Here is an 18,732-nt window from a genome sequence, read left to right as displayed (position 1 = left end):
CGTCGCCACCGCGCCGATTCGGATCGCGACGAGTCCGCACCCGGGGCGCGGTGCCCTCCACGCGGTCGTGATGTCGCGGGTCGGTGATCACGTCGGCGACACCGGCGCGACATCCACCGACACGTCGATCTTGCTGCGCCGCGAGTCGGTGTAGATGACCCCGCGCAGGGGCGGGACGTCGTCGTAATCCCGGCCCCAGGCGACGGTGACGTGTCGTTCGTCGACCAGTTTGTCATTCGTCGGATCGAACGGGAGCCAGGTGCCACCGGGCAGCCACACCGCCGCCCAGGCGTGACTGGCGTCGGCACCGACCATCCGGTCGCGTCCGGGCGGCGGATCCGTGGCCAGGTACCCCGAGACATACCGCGCGGCGAGACCCTGGGATCGCAGGCAGGCGATGGCCACCCGTGCGAAGTCCTGACAGACCCCCTCGCGTCGGTCCATCACGGTGTCGACCCGGGTGGAGATCGCGGTGGACCCCGACCGGTAGGTGAAGTCGGTGTTGATCCGGGTGGTCAGCTCGGTGACGACGTCGATGAGCGGGCGACCGGGACGAAAAGTGGGGGCGGCGTAGGCACGGACGGCATCGGTGATCTCCGGAGGGGTGAGGTCGAGGACGAACTCGACCGCCAGCGCATCGGACCCGCCCGCCCGAGCGGTCGGTCGCGCCGACTCCCACGGTCGCAGGGCGGCGCCACCGGTGACCAGCGCCGGGTCGAGCGGGTCGACGTCCACCCGCGTCCGCGCGGTCACGGTCAGCCGGGTGTGCGGGGTGCGGACGTGGAAGTACGTGTCGACGTTGCCGAAGACATCGATACCGGTGGAGCGATCGTCGGGGTGCGGGTCGATGGTCACCTCCGTCTCGAGCACCCGTTGTCCGGGCAGATCCTGCGGGGTGAGGTGGCAGCGGCCGTAGGAGGAGGTCACCGTGTCGTCGTAGGAGTAGTCGGTGACGTGGGTGACCAGGTAACTGCGCGCGGGGATGTCACGGGCGGGGATGTCACGGGCGGGGTTCATCCCACCTCATCTCCACTGGCGCCCCACAGACCGCCACCCCACAGCGGCTGCAGGTCGGCGGGCGGCGCGAAACGCGTCCGCCCGAGCACCGTCGACAGCTCACGCAGACCGTCGCCGATGGTGGTCATCAACTCGGTGAGCAACTCGCGACGCCCGTCACCGGCGACGGCGACCAGATCGGTCGGGTCCACCCGACGGAGTTCGGCGATCAGATCCTCGACGATGCGCTCGGCCGGGGCCGACCGGATCTCCTCGGGCAGCCCGACCAGGTCGCCGCGGATACCGGTGAGCTGGAAGATCATCGACCGCGGGTTGGTCTCGTCGAACAGCAACAGAGCCAGCACCGCCACCGGGCGGATGATGCCGCGGTTGCGGCGTCGGTAGATGACGCTCGACTCGTTGGCCACCAGGTACGCCTCCAACAGAGCCTGTTCGGTATCGGGGTCGTGCCGGATGTCGAGCACCACGCGGTTGAGATCGGCCAGCGTGATCCCCCGTTCGAGACGGCGACCCATGTCCATGAACAGCCAACCCGGGTCGTGCACCATCGACTCGGCCTGCAGACCGGTCAGGGCGAGCAACCCGTTGAGCACCTCGCTCTGCGCACGACCGAGTTCGACGACGTCGAGTTCGGGGCCCGCGTCGTCGCTGGACGCCTCACCACGGTCGGCGCGGGGTACCCCGACCCGGGGCGATGAGGACTCCGGGTGCAACACCGAGCGCAGGGTGTTCAGCGCGCGGTCGACGCTGCTCAGCACCATCCAGGTGCTGGTGGACAACTGGTCGCGGACGGCACGGGCGGACGCGGTGAGACGGTCGGTGGAGTGCGCGACGGTACCCGGCACGTGTCTGGCGACGGTGAGCTCCGCGATGACGGTCAACGCCTCGGAGACGTCGTCGTCGTCGGGTGGGGTCGCGGCGTCCACGTCGGCGACGAGCTGCGGGTTCGCGGTGACGGTGGCCGCGGCGATGAGCAGCAGCGGCATCGACCGGGTGCCGTTCATCCACGGCCGGAACCGGTAGTCCTCGTACCGTTCGCGGACCACCTTGAGCAACCGGTTGGCGACCTCGGCCCGTTCGCCGTAGCGACCGAGCCAGAACAGGTCCGACACCACGCGCGGCGACGCCCACGACGACTCGGCCCCGCCGGACGGTTCCACCGCGTCGGCGGGAGTCGACTGGGTGTCGGTGATGCGGGTGGGTGCCGACGACTCGCTGCTGACCCACACATCCTTGCCCGCGACGGAGACCATCGCCGCACCCAGCGGCCCGTCGGCGAGGACCTGGCCCAGCCCGCCCGGCATCACCGCGTATCCGCCGGTCTGGGCGACGGCGAAACTGCGCAACCCGACCGGCGCGGGCCGGAGCAACTGTGCACCGGAACCGCCGGGTACAACCGACGGGGCCACCGAATAGTGCTCCATGCCACGCGCGGTCCACTGCCAGGTCTCGGCCTCGACCCGGGCGCGGAGTTCGTCGATCCGTCGCGCGGACTGCAACGGGCCGACGAACTCCTCGCCGGTGTGGAAGTTGGTGAGCACCAGTGACGCCGCGTCGTCGCGGATGACGGTCCGCTGCGTCGGGTCGCCGGCCCACCAGGTGGAGACCGAACCCATCAGCAGGTCCTCGTCGATGAGCGCCGGCGCGAGTCGCGGCAGCAGCGTGTGCAGGGCGGGATTCTCCAGCACCCCGCTACCCAGCGTGTTGACCACGCCGACCTGTCCCCTGGCGATGATCTCCACCAGTCCGGCCACCCCGAGCCGCGAGTCGCTGCGCAGGTCCAACGGGTCGACCCACGGGGCGTCCACTCGCCGCAGCAGTACGTCGACCCGCTTGAACCGGCCCAGCGAACGCATGTAGAGCCCACCGTCGCGGACCACCAGGTCCGCCGCCTCGACCAGCGGGAAGCCGAGCACCGACGCCAGATGCGCCTGGTCGAAGGCGGTCTCCGACAGGCTGCCCGGGCTCAGCACCGCGACCGTCGGTTCGGTGACGTCGTCGGGGGCGCAGCCGATCAGCGCCGACCGCAGGGCCGCGATGAAGCCGGCGATGGGACGCGGACCGAATCGGCCGAACATCCGCGGAAAAGCCCGCGACAGCACCCGGCGGTCGGCAATGGCGTAACCGATCCCGGACGGTGCCTGGGTGCGATCGGCGTAGACGACGAACTCGCCCGAGGCCGTGCGTCCGATGTCGGCGGCGTGCAAAAACAATGCGTGCGGACCCGGGGTGGGCAGCCGGGCCGCCTTGCGTAGATAACCGGGGTGGCCGTAGACGAGTTCGGGAGGCAGCAGGCCGGTGGCGATGGTTCGCTGCTCGCCGTAGATGTCGGTCAGCAGGGCGTCGAGGAGCAGCGCGCGCTGGGCCAGGCCCCGCTCCAACCCAGCCCATTCCGCACCGTCGATCGCCAGCGGGATGCTGTCGAGGACCCAACTGCGGGTCTGGGTGGTGTCGGCGGCGGTGTGGGCGTTGTAGGTGATGCCGTCGTCGCGGACGGTTGCGGCCACCCGCTGCGTGGCCTGCCGGAGTCCGCTGTCGCCGGTACGTGCGAACGTACCGATGAGATCCGCCCACACCGACCGGATCTCACCGTCCGGTTCGAGCATCTCGTCTCCGGTCCCGGGCGCATCCCCGGACCGCTGGGCGCGGTAGGTGTCGAGCGATCTGTCGTCGCGGTCCGCCCGGTCACCGAGTCGCACCGGTGAAGAAGTCACCGGAGAACTGTACGTGTGCACCGCGGGAGGGGTCTCGCCGGAACCCCGTGGCGCGCGGTCACCGCGGGGTCGACTCGTCCCCGTTGCCCGTGCTCGCGCCGTCAGGGGTGCCGACGGACCCGTCGCCGCGAGGCTTGGGCGTCGCGTCGATACCCGATTCCTTGCGCTGCGCTGCGGTGATCGGCGCGGGGGCATCGGTCAGCGGGTCCACCCCACCGCCGGACTTGGGGAAGGCGATGACCTCGCGGATGGAGGCCTGACCGGCCAGGAGTGCGGTGATGCGGTCCCAGCCGAAGGCGATTCCCCCGTGCGGCGGGGCGCCGAAGGCGAAGGCGTCGAGCAGGAACCCGAATTTCTCCTGTGCCTGTGCGTCGTCGATGCCCATGATCCGGAACACCCGCTCCTGCACGTCACGGCGGTGGATACGAATGCTGCCGCCGCCGATCTCGTTGCCGTTGCAGACGATGTCGTAGGCGTAGGCCAGGGCCGCGCCGGGATCGGATTCGAGGATGTCCATCGACTCCGGTGTGGGTGAGGTGAAGGCGTGGTGCACCGCGGTCCACGCACCCGTGCCCACCGCGACGTCGCCGCCGGCGGTGGCGTCCTCGACGGGTTCGAACAACGGCGCGTCGACCACCCAGGTGAACGCCCAGTCGTTGTCGTCGATCAGGCCGAGTCGCTGGGCGATCTCGCCCCGGGCGGCACCGAGCAGCGCACGCTGCGCCTTCGCGGGACCGGCGGCGAAGAACACACAGTCGCCCGGCCGGGCCTCGACGTGATCGGCCAGACCGGCGCGTTCGGCATCGGACAGGTTCTTGGCGACGGGGCCGCCGAGCGTGCCGTCCTCACCGACGAGGACGTAGGCCAGTCCCCGTGCACCGCGCTGCTTGGCCCATTCCTGCCAGGCGTCGAGCTGACGACGCGGCTGACCGGCGCCCCCGGGCATCACCACGGCGCCGACGTAGGGCGCCTGGAACACCCGGAACGGGGTGTCGGCGAAGAAGTCGGTGCACTCGACGAGCTCCACACCGAACCGCAGGTCCGGCTTGTCGCTGCCGAACCGGCGCATCGCCTCGGCGTAGGTCATCCGCGGGATGGGGGTCGAGATCTCGTGGCCGATGAGTCGCCACACGGCCACCAGGATGTCCTCGGCGACCTTGATGACGTCGTCCTGGTCGACGAAGCTGAGCTCGACGTCGAGCTGGGTGAACTCGGGCTGCCGGTCGGCGCGGAAGTCCTCGTCGCGGTAACACCGGGCGATCTGGAAGTAGCGCTCCACCCCCGCGACCATGAGCAGCTGCTTGAACAGCTGCGGACTCTGCGGCAGGGCATAGAAGTCGCCCGGTTGCAGTCGGGCCGGGACGAGGAAGTCGCGGGCACCCTCCGGCGTCGACCGGGTCAGGGTGGGGGTCTCCACCTCCACGAAGTCGTGAGCCTCCAGCACACCTCGAGCCGCGGAGTTCGCCGCGGACCGCAGTTTCAGTGCGGCCGCCGGACCGGACCGTCGCAGGTCGAGATAGCGGTAGCGCAGGCGGGTCTCCTCGCCGGGCTGCTCGTCCAGCTGGAACGGCAGTGGTGCCGACTCGTTCAGGACGGTCAACTCGGTGGCGTTGATCTCGATCTCACCGGAGGCCAGGGCCGGGTTGGCGCTGCCCTCGGGTCGGGCCTCGACCACCCCGGTCACCTGTACGCAGTACTCGGCGCGCAACCGATGGGCCTGTTCGGCGATCGCCTCGGCACGGAAGACCACCTGCACCACGCCGGAGCTGTCCCGCAGGTCGATGAAGATGACACCGCCGTGGTCACGTCGACGGGCCACCCACCCGGCCACGGTCACGACGTCGGAGGCGTTCTGCATCCGCAACGAGCCGGCGAGATTGCTGCGCAGCACTGGTGGAGGTCCTTTCCTAGCCATCACCCGGGGGTCCGTCGGCGTCACACCGCCGGGTGAGGAGGACACGACCGGCGGGACGCGCGCGGGGCTGCCCCGGCACATTGTCCGTCCGTCATCGTACGGAGTACCGACATGGTGAGATGATTCGGATCGGCGCCGACCGGCGCGGGGACACGATGGGGCGCCGACCGGTGCGCGAGGACACGAGGAGTCCGATGACCTTCCAGGGGGACGGCCCGCTCGACACCGGTGGTGTGTCCGGCGGCGGTGGTGGCGGCGGCGGCCGAATCGCGATCGGCGGCGGGGTGGGGCTCGTGGTCACCGTGGTGGCGCTGTTGTTCGGGATCAACCCCGGCGACATCCTCGGTGAGGACGGTGGCTCGTCGACCGGTAGTGGTGCGGGCGCGTCGGCGGGCAACTCGGCCATCGACGACCAGATCCACAGCTGCACCATCGCCAAGGCGAACACCGACACCATCTGCCGGATCGTGGCCACCACCAACAGCCTGAACAAGGTGTGGCCGACGATGCTGTCGCGGTACACCCCGCCGGAGACCAAGATCTTCACCGGTTCGGTGCAGACGCAGGGGTGCGGGGTGGCGTCCTCTGCGGTGGGCCCCTTCTACTGCCCCGAGGATCGGACCGCCTACTTCGACCCGTCGTTCTTCGACGAACTGCACGACAAACTCGGCGGCAGCAACGGCCCGCTGGCCCAGGAATACGTGGTCGCTCACGAGTTCGGTCATCACGTCCAGAACCTGATGGGCACCATGAGCAAGGCGCAGAGCCTGGGTTCGCAGGGCCCGACGTCGGGGTCGGTGCGGCTGGAACTGCAGGCCGACTGTTACGCGGGTGTGTGGGCCGAACACGCCGACAAGGGGCCGAACGCGATGCTGAAGACGCTGACCCAGGATCAGATCTCCGAGGTGATCCAGACCGCGAAGGCGATCGGCGACGACACGCTGTCGGGCAACAACGACTCCGAGGGCTGGACACACGGTTCGGCGGCGCAGCGGGTGCGCTGGTTCACCAACGGCTACCGCGGCGGCGATCCGCGCGACTGCGGCACCTTCGACACCGACCAACTCTGAGCGCTGTCACCGCCCTCCGTGGTCGGTACGGCTAGGCGGCGTGGTGGCGCACCGCGTCACCGCCGAGTTGTTTGGCGGCGTACATCGCGGTGTCGGCCGCCGCGAGCAGGTCGCCGATGTCACCGGTACCGGTGGCGAGACCGCGCGGGTGGTCGGTGAGCGCGACCCCGACGCTGGCGGTGATCGGCGGGTCGGCGGGCTCGGCGACGGCGAGGCGGACCCGTTCGGCCAGTTCGGCGGCCACCGACGCGGACAACGTGTGCAGGACCAGGAACTCTTCGCCGCCGAGGCGTGCGGTGAACCCACCGGCATCGACCGCACGCTGGATGCGGTCGGCCACCCGGACCAGGACCCGGTCGCCGACGGCATGCCCATACCGGTCGTTGATGGCCTTGAAGTTGTCCAGATCGACGAGGATCGCGCAGACGGTCGTCGCAGGACCCGCGGTGAAGGTGTGCGCGATGTGATGGTCGAGCCCACGTCGGTTGGCGAGACCGGTCAGCGGGTCCACCAGCGAATCGACCGCGCTGGTGCGGATCAGCCAGTAGCCGAACTGCAGGACCGGCAGGATCCCGACGATCACGATCAACGCGATCAACGCCTTCGCGACGGCCAACACCAGTGCGGGTGTGCCGCCGTCGACCCCCATCCACACCGCGAACGCGACGACCGAGACGGTGGCCCACACCACATGCGCGGCGTGCAACCGGGGGCCGTGGAAGAAGGTGATGTAGGCGCCGGTGACCACGAACAGGGTGGTGCCGGCAAGTCCTGCCAATCGGTTGGAGTCGAACACACAGGCCACGGTGATGGCGACGTCCGCCGCCACACACAGCCGCAAGGACTCACCGGGGGTCGGCCACTCCCCGAACGCCCAGCGCATGGCCCAGACCAACGCCAGAACGCTGACCAGGCCGCACACCACCCGGCCGACGATCGTATCCGGCGCACTGGAGCTGAACTGCACCAATGCGGAGATCAGCGCGAGGACCAATCCACCGAAGGCGATGAACGCCTTCATGGCGGGCAACAGGCCACGCGAGTCCATCAGCGCTGTGAGCCACCGGTAGTCCGCGGGGTCGTTCCACCATTGCTCGAGCAGTCGAACCAGTCGACGAACGTGCACGCGCAGCGGGGTCGCAGGAGACATCGTGATCCATTATCCGTTCACACGGGGTGTCGGCGATGCCCATTTTGCCGTGAGTACCCGACGACCTCGTCATCGGGTGCGATGCAGGTCTCATCCGTCGTTCATCGTGACCGTACCCGCACACCTCACCGATGCCCGATGTCCAGCAACTCCTCGTGGAAACCACCGATACCGCGGTCCCGGTCGACGAGATGGATCTCCAGGATCCAGTGACATGGGCGTCCGGACCCGTCGAGTCGGCGCATCGGGGTGGTGCTGCCGGGCGCGATGTATGACAACACCTCGTCACCGCGGATCTTCTCGTGCGGGAACTCACCCACCAGGTGGCCGGCGATCTCACCGCCGAACTCCCACCCGTCCTGCTCGGCGAGTCGGACCACCTCCTGGTATAGCTCCTCGCCGGTCACCTCGGGGTGGCTGTCGAAGTAGCACCGGCCCGCGTCGAAGATGGTCGGTAAGGCGTCACGCAGCGCCTGTTTGCGCGGGTCGGCGCCCAGCACGTAGGTCCGCCCGAAATCGGCCTCCCAGCCCTCGAAGACGGGACCGAAGTCGACGAACGCGATGTCGTCGTCGGTCAGGGTGCGGTCGGGAGGGTTCTCGCGGTACGGCTGCAAGGTGTTCACCCCGCCGCGCACGATGCGCTTGTGCCAGAACCGCGACACCCCGTACATCTCGGCGGCCAGGTCGCGGACCTCGTCGCTGACCTGCCGTTCCGAGACGCCGGGTCGGATCAGCCCCTGTTCGGTGATGGCGTCGAAGAGACCCACCGCCATGCGCTGTGCGTCCAGTAGGTTGGTCACCCGGGTCTGCTCGTCGGTGCTGACATCGCCCATTCCCCGACCGTAATCGTGCGCGCACTCCGATGGCACCCGTCCCGATCGAGATGTCCGGGCCACGGCGTGTGGCCGCCCGCCTGGCGTCGGTCGGCTCTGATTGCATATCCCCTATGACCGATGCCGCGACCAATCGCACACCCAGCACCATCGACGCCATCGCCGACGACTTCCTGGTGCGATCGTGCGGCCTCGACCCGGTGTTCGCCACACTGGTCGGCGTACCGGGCCACGACCACCGGTTGACCGACTACTCCCCCGAGGCGATCAGCGAACGCAGTTCCCTACAGCGGTCCGTGGTCGCCGATCTCGCCGCGGCCGCCCCCGGTGACGACGTGGACCGGGTCACCGTCGCCACCATGGCCGCACAGCTCGGTCGCGCGCTGGCCGTCGACGACTCCGGCCTTCGCACCGGTGAGCTCAACGTGATCGAATCGCCGTTGCAGGCACTCCGCGACGTGTTCGACCTGATGCCGGTCGAGACGACCGACGACCGCGAGATCATGCTGCTGCGGGTCGCGGCGCTCCCGCCGGCGATCGATGCGGCCGTCGCCGGGCTACGGTACCGGCGCACCGCGGGCCCACCGGTACCCCGGAGGCAGGCCGAGCTGGTCGCCGACCAGGCAGGTGCCGCGGCCGACGCGCTGTGGACGAATGTGGCCCGCGCCCTCGCGGCCGACGCCGCGCTGACCGACCGGTTCACCACCGCCCACACCGACGCGGCGGCCGCGTTCGACCGCTTCCGCCTGGTGCTCCGCGACGAGGTGCTGCCCGACGCCGTCGAGACCGACGGCGTGGGTCGGGACCGGTACCTGCTGCATTCCGCGGAGTTCCTCGGCGCCGACATCGACCCCGACGAGGCGTATGCGTGGGGTCTGGATCGGGTCGCGGCCATCGCCGCGGAGCAGCAGTCCCTGGCCGACAGGATCGCGCCCGGATCGACCGTCGCCGGGGCGATGGCGGCACTGGACGCCGATCCCCGCTACCAGATGACCGACCGCGCGGCCTTCGTCGCCTGGATGCAGGATCTGTCCGACCGGTCTCTGCACGGTCTGGCCGGCGAACACTTCGACATCCCCGCCGGCCTGACCGGTCTCGAATGCCGGTTGGCACCGTCGTCGACCGGGACGATCTATTACACGGCGCCCAGTGAGGACCTGAGCCGGCCCGGACGCATGTGGTGGTCGGTGCCACCGGAGCAGACCGTGTTCCACACCTGGCAGGAGACCACGACGGTCTTCCACGAGGGCGTCCCCGGTCACCATCTGCAGCTCGGTCAGTCGATGATCAGCCCCGAACTGAACCGCTGGCGCAAGCTGGCGTCGTTCACCTCCGGTCACGGCGAGGGCTGGGCCGCTCTACGCCGAACGTCTGATGGACGAGCTCGGGTGGCTGTCGGACGTCGGCGACCGCATGGGCATGCTCGACTCGCAGCGGTTGCGCGCAGCGCGGGTGGTGGTCGACATCGGCGTGCACTGCGGACTGCGGGCGCCGGAGTCGGTGGGTGGCGGTTTCTGGGACGCCGACAAGGCATGGGCCTTCCTCACCGACGCGGTGGCCATGGACCGCGCGGTGCTGCGGTTCGAACTGAACCGATACCTGGGCTGGCCCGGACAGGCGCCGTCGTATGCGTTGGGACAGCGGGTGTGGGAACAGGCTCGGGCCGACTACCTGAGTCGCCACCCCACCGCGACGCTCAAGGACTTCCACTCCCGAGCACTGCGACTCGGCGGGGTCAGCCTCGACGTCCTACGCACGGAGATGGTCGACGAGCAGGGAATGAGTCAGCGCGACAGCAGGACCTGAGCCCGCAACCAGGCGACGACGCCGTCGATCGGCATCCGCTGTTGGTGTCCGGTGCCGAGATCCTTGACCTCGATCTCGCGCGCCTCGAGCTCCCGGTCACCGAGGACCAGCGCGTACCGCGCACCGGACCGGTCCGCGGCCTTCATCGCGCCCTTGAGACCGCGACCGCCGTACGCCAGATCCACCCGCACACCCGCGGCGCGCAGCGCGGCGGCCAGCGCCACCAGTTCGTCGAGGGCGTTCTCTCCCATCGGCACACCGAACACGTCACAGCGCGCATCCGGCGCCGCGGCGACGTTCTCGGCCTCCAGGGCCAGCACGGTCCGGTCGACGCCCAGACCGAAACCGATCCCGGACAGCTCCTGCTTGCCCCCGAGGTCGCGCATCAGCCCGTCGTAGCGACCGCCGCCCCCGATACCCGACTGCGCACCGAGGCCGTCGTGCACGAACTCGAAGGTGGTCTTGGTGTAGTAGTCCAACCCGCGGACCAGACGCGGGTTGACCACATAGGCCACGCCCATCCGGTCGAGATGGCCGAGCACGGCGTCGAAATGCGCCCGCGACGACTCCGACAGGTGGTCGATCATCAGCGGCGCGTCCGCGGTGAGTTCCCGGACGTGTGGGCGCTTGTCGTCGAGGACGCGCAGCGGGTTGAGCCGCGCCCGGTTGCGGGTGTCCTCGTCGAGGTCGAGCGAGAGCAGGAACTCCTGCAGGCGTTCACGGTAGGCGGGACGGTCGGTGCCGTCGCCCAGCGACGTGATCTCCAGCCGGTGGTTGCGCAGACCCAGGCGGCGGTAACCCTCGTCGGCGATGGCCACCACCTCGGCGTCCAGTGCCGGGTCGTCGACGCCGATGGCCTCGACCCCCACCTGCTGCAGCTGCCGGTAGCGACCGGTCTGTGGCTTCTCGTACCGGAAGAACGGCCCCGCATAGCTCAATTTGACCGGCAACGCGCCCCGGTCGAGTCCGTGCTGGATGACCGCGCGCATCACCCCCGCGGTGCCCTCGGGTCGCAGGGTCACCGACCGGTCACCACGGTCGGCGAAGGTGTACATCTCCTTGGACACGACGTCGGTGGACTCCCCGACGCCCCGGGCGAACAGCGCGGTGTCCTCGAACACCGGCAGTTCGATGTGGCCGTAACCAGCCAGCCGGGCGGCCTGCAGCAGCCCGTCGCGGACCGCGACGAATTGCGCGGAACCGGGTGGGACGTAGTCCGGGATGCCCCTCGGAGCCTGGAAACCTGCACTCACCGGAGAGGTTCGTCCTTTCTCGCATCGGCGCGCCACCGGAGATCTCAGACGCGCGAACGGTCGTGCGCCACTGTGCCACCATCCGCTGCAGGGCAGGTCACCGGGTGTTCACCCACCGGGTGCGGTGCCCGGGTCGGTTCGGTGGGGTCAGCTGGACCGGGTCAACTCGGTGAGGAACGGATTGGTGGCGCGTTCGCGCGCGATGGTGGTCTGCTGACCGTGCCCCGGCAACACCTGGGTGTCGTCGGCCATCGGCAACACCGTGGTCGCCAGCGTCTCCAGCAACTGCGCGTGGTCGCCGCCGGGCAGGTCCGTGCGTCCGATCGATCCGGCGAACAGCACGTCGCCGCTGAAGCAGATCGGCACCACCCCCGCGTCGGTGGGGATCTGCAGGCTGTAGAGCACCGAACCCTGGGTGTGACCGGGTGCGTGTTGCACCCCGATGCTGAGCCCGGCCAGGTCCAGTGCCGTGCCGTCCACCAGTTCACGGACGTCCGCGGGTGCGGTGTAGTCGATGGTCGGCATCATGGCGGCCAGACCGGGTCCGATGCCGACCGTCGGGTCGGCGAGCATGGCGTTGTCACCGGGGTGGATGTGGGCCGGGATGTCGTAGCGCTCGCACACCTGCGATGCGGTCCAGGTGTGGTCGAGGTGTCCATGGGTCAGCAGCACGGCCACCGGGCGCACCTCGTGCTGGTCGACCAGTTCGGCGACCTGCGCGGCGGCATCCTGTCCCGGGTCGATGATGATCGCCTCGCCACCCGGCTCCGGTGCCACCAGGTAGCAGTTGGTCGAGAACACGCCTGCAGCGAAACCGGTGATCAGCACCGAATACCACTCCTTCATCTGCCCCGGACAGCGCCGCCTCGGGGTCTCCGCCGCGGACGCTGGTGGGTGTCCAGTCTCTGGCGGGCGGACTGGTCGACGCAAATCGGTACGTGCGGCCGCGGTCGCCGAGAAGGGCGATTCCGGTGCCCGCCGACGCGCGGAACGCCTCCCACTGAGAAAACTCTCAGCTCGCACTGGCACACTTTGCCCCGGCAGCGATGCCATCTCAGCGAGAAGTGCCTTGGAGTTGATCGAGTAACCGATGCGGGCACCGTCGCGCCGGAATCGGTCGTCACAGACCAGCCGGCCGGTGGACGGCGTCGGCCAGACGTGCGGGAAGAGGGATGCGGCTGTGTCCACCAATGAGGAGCGCCGGCAGGCGGCGAAGCGCAAGCTCGAGGACCGACTGCAGCAGGAACGGCAGGCGGCCCGGAAGCGGCGGTTCATCATCATCGGCACCTCGGCGGTGGTGGTGGTCGCGGTGGCCGCCACCGCGGCGACCCTGATCACCATGAAGGTCCTGCAGGATCGGGACAACGCGCGCCACACCGCCTGCGCCTACACAGCGATGACCCAGGACCCGTTCAGTCAGGTGCCGACGGTCCCGGCGAACCTACCCGCCGACCAGCAGGCGTGGGGCAAACAGTATGTCGACGAGCTCAACGCGGGTAAGGCAAAGCAGCGCAAGGAATCCCAACCAGGTAACCGGCAGCTGAAGGAAGGCACCGAGAAGGCCACCTTCACCACCTCACAGGGTGCGATCACCATGAGCCTCGACCGCGCGTCGGCCCCGTGTAACGTGGCCGCGATCGGCGCGCTGATCGGCGACAAGTACTTCGACAACACCTCGTGCCACCGGATGACCGAGGGTGACGACTCCGGCAAGTTGGCCGTGCTGCAGTGCGGTGACCCGACCGGCACCGGTGTGGGCACCCCCGGCTGGACCAGCCCCGACGAGTTCCCGAAGAACCTCAAGACCCTCCCCCAGGATGAGCAGTCCGCGGCCTACGGGTTGCCGCAGAAGGCGATCTACCCGCGCGGCAGCGTCGCCATCGCGAACGGCTATCAGTCCGCGGGTGGCCAGGAGGTGGGCCAGAACACGGGTGCCAGCCAGTTCTTCATCGCCATCAAGGACGCCCAGCTGCCGCCGAACTACAGCCTGGTCGGCAAGGTCGACGACGCGGGGATGAAGGTGATCGACAAGATCTACGCCGGTGGTGTGACGCCCGGTGTGCAACCGAGCCGCGACCAGCAGACCGGCGCGGTGACCGGCTTCCAGCAGACCCCCGGCGACGGCAAGCCGAAGACCCCGGTGGACATCTCGACGGTGAAGCTGAGCTGATCAGGCGGCCGATGTCACCCCCGCCGTCAGGCGGCCGATGTCACCCGGTAGACGTCGTAGACACCCTCGACGTTGCGGACCACGTTCAGTACGTGACCGAGGTGTTTGGGGTCACCCATCTCGAAGGTGAACTTGCTGATGGCAACCCGGTCACGACTGGTGGTCACCGACGCGGACAGGATGTTCACCCGCTCGTCGGCGAGTACCCGGGTGACGTCGGAGAGCAGACGCGACCGGTCCAGGGCCTCCACCTGGATGGCGACCAGGAACACCGATGACGGCGACGGAGCCCAGGTGACCTCGATGATGCGTTCCGACTGGGCCTGCAGAGTCCCCGCGTTGGTGCAGTCGGTGCGGTGCACGCTGATGCTGCCACCCCGGGTGACGAAGCCCATGATCTCGTCGCCCGGCACCGGGGTGCAGCACTTGGCGAGTTTCGCCACCACACCGTCGGCGCCCGGCACCAACACCCCCGAGTCACCGGTCTGCCGGGGCCGGGTGGGCATCGTCGACGGCGTGGACCGCTCGGCGAGTTCCTCCTCGGCGTCCTCGAGACCACCCAGCGAGGCCACCAGCCTGCCGACCACGTGTTTGGCCGAGACGTGGCCCTCGCCGACCGCGGTGTACAGCGCGGAGACGTCGGTGTAGCGCAGTTCGGTGGCGATCGCGGCCATCGACTCGGCGCTCATCAACCGTTGCAGCGGCAGACCCCCGCGCCGCACCTCGCGGGCGATGTCGTCCTTGCCCGCCTCCAGTGCCTCCTCGCGGCGTTCTTTGGCGAACCACTGCCGGATCTTGGCCTTGGCCCGTGGCGACACCACGAAGGTCTGCCAGTCCCGGGACGGTCCAGCGGTGGCCGCCTTGGAGGTGAACACCTCCACCACCTCGCCGTTCTCCAGCGTGCGCTCCAGCGCGACCAGCCGGCCGTTGACCCGAGCGCCGATACATCGGTGACCGACCTCCGTGTGCACCGCGTAGGCGAAGTCCACCGGCGTCGACCCGGCAGGCAGCGTGATCACGTCACCCTTCGGGGTGAACACGAAGATCTCCTTGACCGCCAGGTCGTAGCGCAACGATTCCAGGAACTCCCCCGGGTCGGCGGCCTCACGCTGCCAGTCGAGCAGTTGACGCATCCAGGCCATGTCGTCGATCTCACCGGCGTCGGATCCCGACTTGGCGCCGTTGCGACCGCGCGTCTCCTTGTAGCGCCAGTGCGCGGCGATGCCGAACTCGGCGGTCCGGTGCATGTCCTGGGTGCGGATCTGCACCTCCAGCGGCTTGCCTTCCGGCCCGATCACCGTCGTGTGCAAGGACTGGTAGACCCCGAACCGCGGCTGGGCGATGTAGTCCTTGAACCGACCGGCCATCGGCTGCCACAGCGAGTGCACCACCCCGACGGCGGCGTAACAGTCGCGGATCTCGTCGCACAGGATCCGCATCCCCACCAGGTCGTGGATGTCGTCGAACTCGCGTCCTTTGACGATCATCTTCTGGTAGATCGACCAGTAGTGCTTGGGCCGACCCTCCACGGTCGCGCTGATCCGGGAGGCGGTGAGCGCGGTGGTGATGTCGGCACGGACCCGGGCCAGGTAGGTGTCGCGCGACGGAGCCCGGTCGGCGACCAGCCGGACGATCTCCTCGTAGCGTTTCGGGTGCAGGATGGCGAACGACAGGTCCTCGAGTTCCCATTTCACCGTGGCCATCCCGAGGCGGTGGGCCAGCGGGGCGATCACCTCGAGGGTCTCCCGGGCCTTGCGGGCCTGCTTCTCCGGTGGCAGGAAACGCATGGTCCGCATGTTGTGCAGGCGGTCGGCGACCTTGATGACCAACACCCTGGGGTCGCGGGCCATCGCGATGATCATCTTGCGGATGGTCTCGGCCTCGGCGGCGTGGCCGAGGGCCACCTTGTCCAGTTTGGTGACGCCGTCGACGAGGTGGGCGACCTCCGACCCGAAGTCCTGCGACAGCTGCGCCAGCGAGTACCCGGTGTCCTCGACGGTGTCGTGCAGCAGCGCGGCGACCAGCGTGGTCGAGTCCATGCCCAGATCGGCGAGGATGGTCGCGACGGCGAGCGGATGGGTGATGTAGGGGTCGCCGGACTTGCGGAACTGTCCGCGGTGGTGCTCGTCGGCCACGTCGTAGGCCCGCTGGAGCACCACCACGTCGGCCTTGGGGTAGACGTCGCGGTGCAGCGCCACCAACGGTTCGAGAACCGGCCGGATGGGATTGCGGGTCGCGGTCATCCGCCGCGCGATGCGGGCCCGGACTCGGCGCGACGTCGACGAGGAGCCGACGGGCGTCCGGGTGCCGTCGGGCTGGGTGTCGGTCGGGGCGACGGCTGCCGGCTCGCCACCGGCCTCCGGTGCGGCCGGCACCGATGTCTCCGGCGCGGGGTCGGCGTCGGCCACCGGTTCCGCACCTGCCGTGTCGGTCCGTTCCGTCATCGCCACCTCCTCCGCTGCGTGTTGGTTGCCGACTCTAGTCGTCGGCGTCGCGTGGGTGCGCCCGTCGCCCGATCGTGGGCGATCGGGTCATCCCTCGGTGAGGCTGAGCAGCGGCACGTCGGGACCGAGCTCGGCCTGTACGGTCCGCCGACCGGGGATGTCGGCGATCTCCATGATGGTCGACACGGCCACCACCTGCGCGCCGCATTCCCGCAGCAACCCCACCGCCGCCAACACGGTGCCGCCGGTGGCCAGCACGTCGTCGACCACGAGCACCCGTTTGCCTGCGATGTCGAGACCGTCGGCGGGCAGTTCCAGGGAGGCCGCGCCGTATTCCAGCTGGTATTCGCGGGTGTGTACCGGCGGCGGCAGCTTGCCCGCCTTGCGGATGGCCAGCACCCCGACGTCGCGACGCAGGGCGACCGCCCCACCGATGAGGAACCCCCGCGCGTCGATCCCCGCGACCACGTCGATCGACGGGACGTCGTGCAGCAGCCCGTCGACCACGGCGCGCAGCCCGTCGGGGTCGGCGAGCACCGGGGTGAGATCCTTGAACTGGATCCCCGGTTCGGGGAAGTCGGCGACCCGACGGGTCAGTCGGTCGATGACGCGCTTCGCGGTCCCCGGTTCGTCGGGGTCGTGGTCTGCGGAGCCGGGGTTCTCGGGGGTCATCGCAGCTCCCAACGATCCATGTTCCATCCGGCACCATTGCGCCCCGAGGCGGCGACCACGTTGCCGACACCGGAACGCCACTGGACCTCGCGGGGGCTGACGAACAGCGGCACGCTGGGCATCTGATCCCACAGCGTCTTCTCCAGATCCCGCAATCGGGTGGTCCGGGTCTGACCGTCCGACGTCACCGCGAGCTCATCGATGCCGTCGGCGACGCCCTTGTCGTCGTACCGCCCGACGTTCGCCGGATCCCCGGCGTAGAGGGCGTAGCTGTCGCGGGTGGGATCGGCGGCACCGGACGCGGCGAAGTCGTCGCCGCTACCGGTGAGCACCGCTTCCAGGGCGGGCTCCGATCCGGTGAACGCGGCATCCTGGATCCGGAAGCCGGCGCCCGCGCATGAGGAGGCGATCTGCGAGACGGTCTGCGCGCGCCGCTGATCCGGGCCGGGGTAGCCGATCCGCACCGCCACCGGCGCGGTGCGGCCGGCGGTCTTCAGCAGCGCGCGGGCCTTGTCGACGTCGGCGCGTTGGGCGTCGGCGCCGAACTCACCGTTCAGCGTCGCGGCGACCAGGTCACCGGCGCCCAGCAGGTGCAGATTGCTGATCGCGGTGCCCGCCGTCTGGGCGAGCTGATCACGCGGCAGACAGGCGGCCAGCGCTCGGCGCACGTTCGGATCGGCCAGCGGACCGCTGGTGGACATCACCAACCGCTCCACCCCGGTCGACGTGGGCCGGCCCTCGGTGGCACCGTTCACCGGCGGGGCCGACGACGACGGGGTCTGGTTCACCGAACCGGAACCGTAGGTCCCTCTGCCCGTATCCATCACGTCGATCTGCCCGGCCGACAACCGCTGGGCACCGTCGGTGCCGCGTGGCCACACGGTGATCCGCGGTTCGGTGGGCTTGTCACCCCACCACTTGTCGTTGGCGACCAGCACCAGACCGTCCGTCGCACTGTAGGACTCGAGCTTGTACGGGCCCGACGACGGGTACTTGGATGCTGGGTTCCTGGCCGGGTCGATGGAGCCCGGAGTCAACGACCACCCGGTGTTCCAGAACTTCGCGATGCGCGCCACGGCCCCGGTGTTGCGGTTGCGGATGGGGGCGACCACGTCGGGCACACCCGCCGCCGCCGCCGCCTGATGGGCGGGCAACAACGTTCCCGCGCCGAACAACCCGCGCCAGTCGCGGTAGTCACGGCCCTTGGCGAAGGTGACGGTCGCGGACTTCTGCCCGGGATCGCAGTCGACGGATTCGATGTCGCGGTATCCGGCGGTGGTCGCCGGGGTGAAACCCTCGAATCGCCCGCTCTGCGCGGCCCACGCCAGCACCAGGTCGTCGCAGTCCATCGGCTTGCCGTCGGAGAACACTGCCTTGTCCGAGAACTGGTAGCGCAGCGTCTGCTGGTCACCGAGCACCTCGCTCACCGTACCGACATCCGTGTCGGCGACGTTGCTGCCGTCCGGACCGAGGTAGCTGAACCCGGGCAACACCCGGTTCCAGGCCATCAACGCCCCACTGCGACCGCCCTCGACGGTGTTCGCGTTGTAGGTGGTGACCGCGCCGTCGATGAGGTAGTCGACCGACGGTGACGGCGAGTCCGACGAGCACCCGGCGATCGTGGTGGCCACCGAACCGGTGGCGAGGAGCGCGAGGGCCAGACGTCTCAGGGTCACTGTCAGGAGTCC

Annotated in this window: 12 protein-coding genes and 1 pseudogene; 3 read left to right on the top strand and 10 right to left on the bottom strand. The window is 69.4% G+C overall.

Going from position 1 to position 18,732, the window contains the following annotated elements; all coding sequences use genetic code 11:
- Positions 1-87 precede the first annotated feature (87 nt).
- Genes BW971_RS06485 through aspS form a run of 3 tightly spaced genes read right to left on the bottom strand, consistent with a single transcriptional unit; the run spans position 88 to position 5,622 of the window.
- On the bottom strand, positions 88-1,017 hold the full coding sequence (locus BW971_RS06485) for a transglutaminase family protein (RefSeq protein WP_407701200.1): 930 nt from the start codon (positions 1,015-1,017) through the stop codon (positions 88-90).
- Positions 1,014-3,731 carry a circularly permuted type 2 ATP-grasp protein gene (locus tag BW971_RS06480; protein ID WP_076477725.1) on the bottom strand — a complete coding sequence of 906 codons (2,718 nt, stop codon included), beginning with the start codon at positions 3,729-3,731 and terminating at the stop codon, positions 1,014-1,016. Before BW971_RS06480 ends, BW971_RS06485 begins: the two co-directional genes overlap by 4 nt.
- A 58-nt stretch (positions 3,732-3,789) precedes the next feature.
- A complete protein-coding gene (aspS, locus tag BW971_RS06475) occupies positions 3,790-5,622 on the bottom strand; it encodes an aspartate--tRNA ligase (RefSeq protein WP_076477723.1) in 1,833 nt (610 codons plus the stop codon).
- Positions 5,623-5,840: 218 nt separating this feature from the next.
- Between aspS and ypfJ the strand changes: the two genes are divergently transcribed.
- Positions 5,841-6,716, top strand: a complete 876-nt coding sequence (gene ypfJ, locus BW971_RS06470; RefSeq protein ID WP_076478240.1) for a KPN_02809 family neutral zinc metallopeptidase — start codon at positions 5,841-5,843, stop codon at positions 6,714-6,716.
- A 31-nt stretch (positions 6,717-6,747) separates the two neighbouring features.
- Here ypfJ and BW971_RS06465 read toward each other — a convergent pair whose 3' ends face one another.
- Together BW971_RS06465 and BW971_RS06460 are read right to left on the bottom strand one after the other, a co-directional pair.
- On the bottom strand, positions 6,748-7,866 hold the full coding sequence (locus tag BW971_RS06465) for a GGDEF domain-containing protein (RefSeq protein WP_076477722.1): 1,119 nt from the start codon (positions 7,864-7,866) through the stop codon (positions 6,748-6,750).
- A 125-nt stretch (positions 7,867-7,991) separates the two neighbouring features.
- Complete coding sequence (locus BW971_RS06460) at positions 7,992-8,699, bottom strand: M24 family metallopeptidase (protein WP_076477720.1); 708 nt, start codon at positions 8,697-8,699, stop codon at positions 7,992-7,994.
- 113 nt (positions 8,700-8,812) lie between these two features.
- On the opposite strand from BW971_RS06460, the pseudogene BW971_RS06455 reads away from it, so the two are divergent.
- A pseudogene (locus tag BW971_RS06455) lies at positions 8,813-10,505 on the top strand (DUF885 domain-containing protein).
- On the opposite strand, the gene hisS reads toward BW971_RS06455, so the two are convergent.
- Both hisS and BW971_RS06445 read right to left on the bottom strand, forming a co-directional pair.
- The gene (gene hisS / locus BW971_RS06450; RefSeq protein WP_076477718.1) at positions 10,484-11,758 is read right to left on the bottom strand and encodes a histidine--tRNA ligase; all 1,275 of its coding nucleotides are present in this window, start codon (positions 11,756-11,758) and stop codon (positions 10,484-10,486) included. The pseudogene BW971_RS06455 and the gene hisS overlap by 22 nt on opposite strands.
- Positions 11,759-11,905: 147 nt before the next feature.
- Positions 11,906-12,586: an MBL fold metallo-hydrolase gene (locus BW971_RS06445; RefSeq protein WP_076478238.1), complete on the bottom strand. Its 681-nt coding sequence runs from the start codon at positions 12,584-12,586 to the stop codon at positions 11,906-11,908.
- 352 nt (positions 12,587-12,938) lie between these two features.
- On the opposite strand from BW971_RS06445, the gene BW971_RS06440 reads away from it, so the two are divergent.
- Positions 12,939-13,928 (top strand): peptidylprolyl isomerase, encoded by a 990-nt coding sequence (locus BW971_RS06440; RefSeq protein ID WP_076477716.1) that lies wholly within the window; start codon positions 12,939-12,941, stop codon positions 13,926-13,928.
- Positions 13,929-13,954: 26 nt separating this feature from the next.
- On the opposite strand, the gene BW971_RS06435 is transcribed toward BW971_RS06440, so the two are convergent.
- The 3 genes from BW971_RS06435 to BW971_RS06425 all read right to left on the bottom strand — a co-directional run bounded on the left by BW971_RS06435 (position 13,955) and on the right by BW971_RS06425 (position 18,720).
- Positions 13,955-16,372, bottom strand: coding sequence for a RelA/SpoT family protein (locus BW971_RS06435; protein ID WP_076478236.1), 2,418 nt, complete (start codon positions 16,370-16,372; stop codon positions 13,955-13,957).
- 87 nt (positions 16,373-16,459) lie between these two features.
- The gene (locus BW971_RS06430) at positions 16,460-17,044 is read right to left on the bottom strand and encodes an adenine phosphoribosyltransferase (protein ID WP_143690225.1); all 585 of its coding nucleotides are present in this window, start codon (positions 17,042-17,044) and stop codon (positions 16,460-16,462) included.
- Positions 17,041-18,720, bottom strand: a complete 1,680-nt coding sequence (locus tag BW971_RS06425; protein ID WP_234974271.1) for an ABC transporter substrate-binding protein — start codon at positions 18,718-18,720, stop codon at positions 17,041-17,043. Before BW971_RS06425 ends, BW971_RS06430 begins: the two co-directional genes overlap by 4 nt.
- Positions 18,721-18,732: the final 12 nt, after the last annotated feature.

The sequence above is a fragment of the Williamsia sterculiae genome, from assembly GCF_900156495.1.
In the GTDB taxonomy this organism is placed as follows: Bacteria; Actinomycetota; Actinomycetes; order Mycobacteriales; family Mycobacteriaceae; genus Williamsia_B; species Williamsia_B sterculiae.
This window is presented reverse-complemented; position numbering and strand designations above follow the sequence as displayed.

What these genes read in the sequence shown, in the direction of transcription:
- BW971_RS06485 (WP_407701200.1), bottom strand. Translation starts at nt 1,017, where the DNA reads ATGAACCCCGCCCGTGACATCCCCGCCCGTGACATCCCCGCGCGCAGT.
- ypfJ (WP_076478240.1), top strand. Translation starts at nt 5,841, where the DNA reads ATGACCTTCCAGGGGGACGGCCCGCTCGACACCGGTGGTGTGTCCGGC.
- BW971_RS06465 (WP_076477722.1), bottom strand. Translation starts at nt 7,866, where the DNA reads ATGTCTCCTGCGACCCCGCTGCGCGTGCACGTTCGTCGACTGGTTCGA.
- BW971_RS06460 (WP_076477720.1), bottom strand. Translation starts at nt 8,699, where the DNA reads ATGGGCGATGTCAGCACCGACGAGCAGACCCGGGTGACCAACCTACTG.
- BW971_RS06435 (WP_076478236.1), bottom strand. Translation starts at nt 16,372, where the DNA reads ATGACGGAACGGACCGACACGGCAGGTGCGGAACCGGTGGCCGACGCC.
- BW971_RS06430 (WP_143690225.1), bottom strand. Translation starts at nt 17,044, where the DNA reads ATGACCCCCGAGAACCCCGGCTCCGCAGACCACGACCCCGACGAACCG.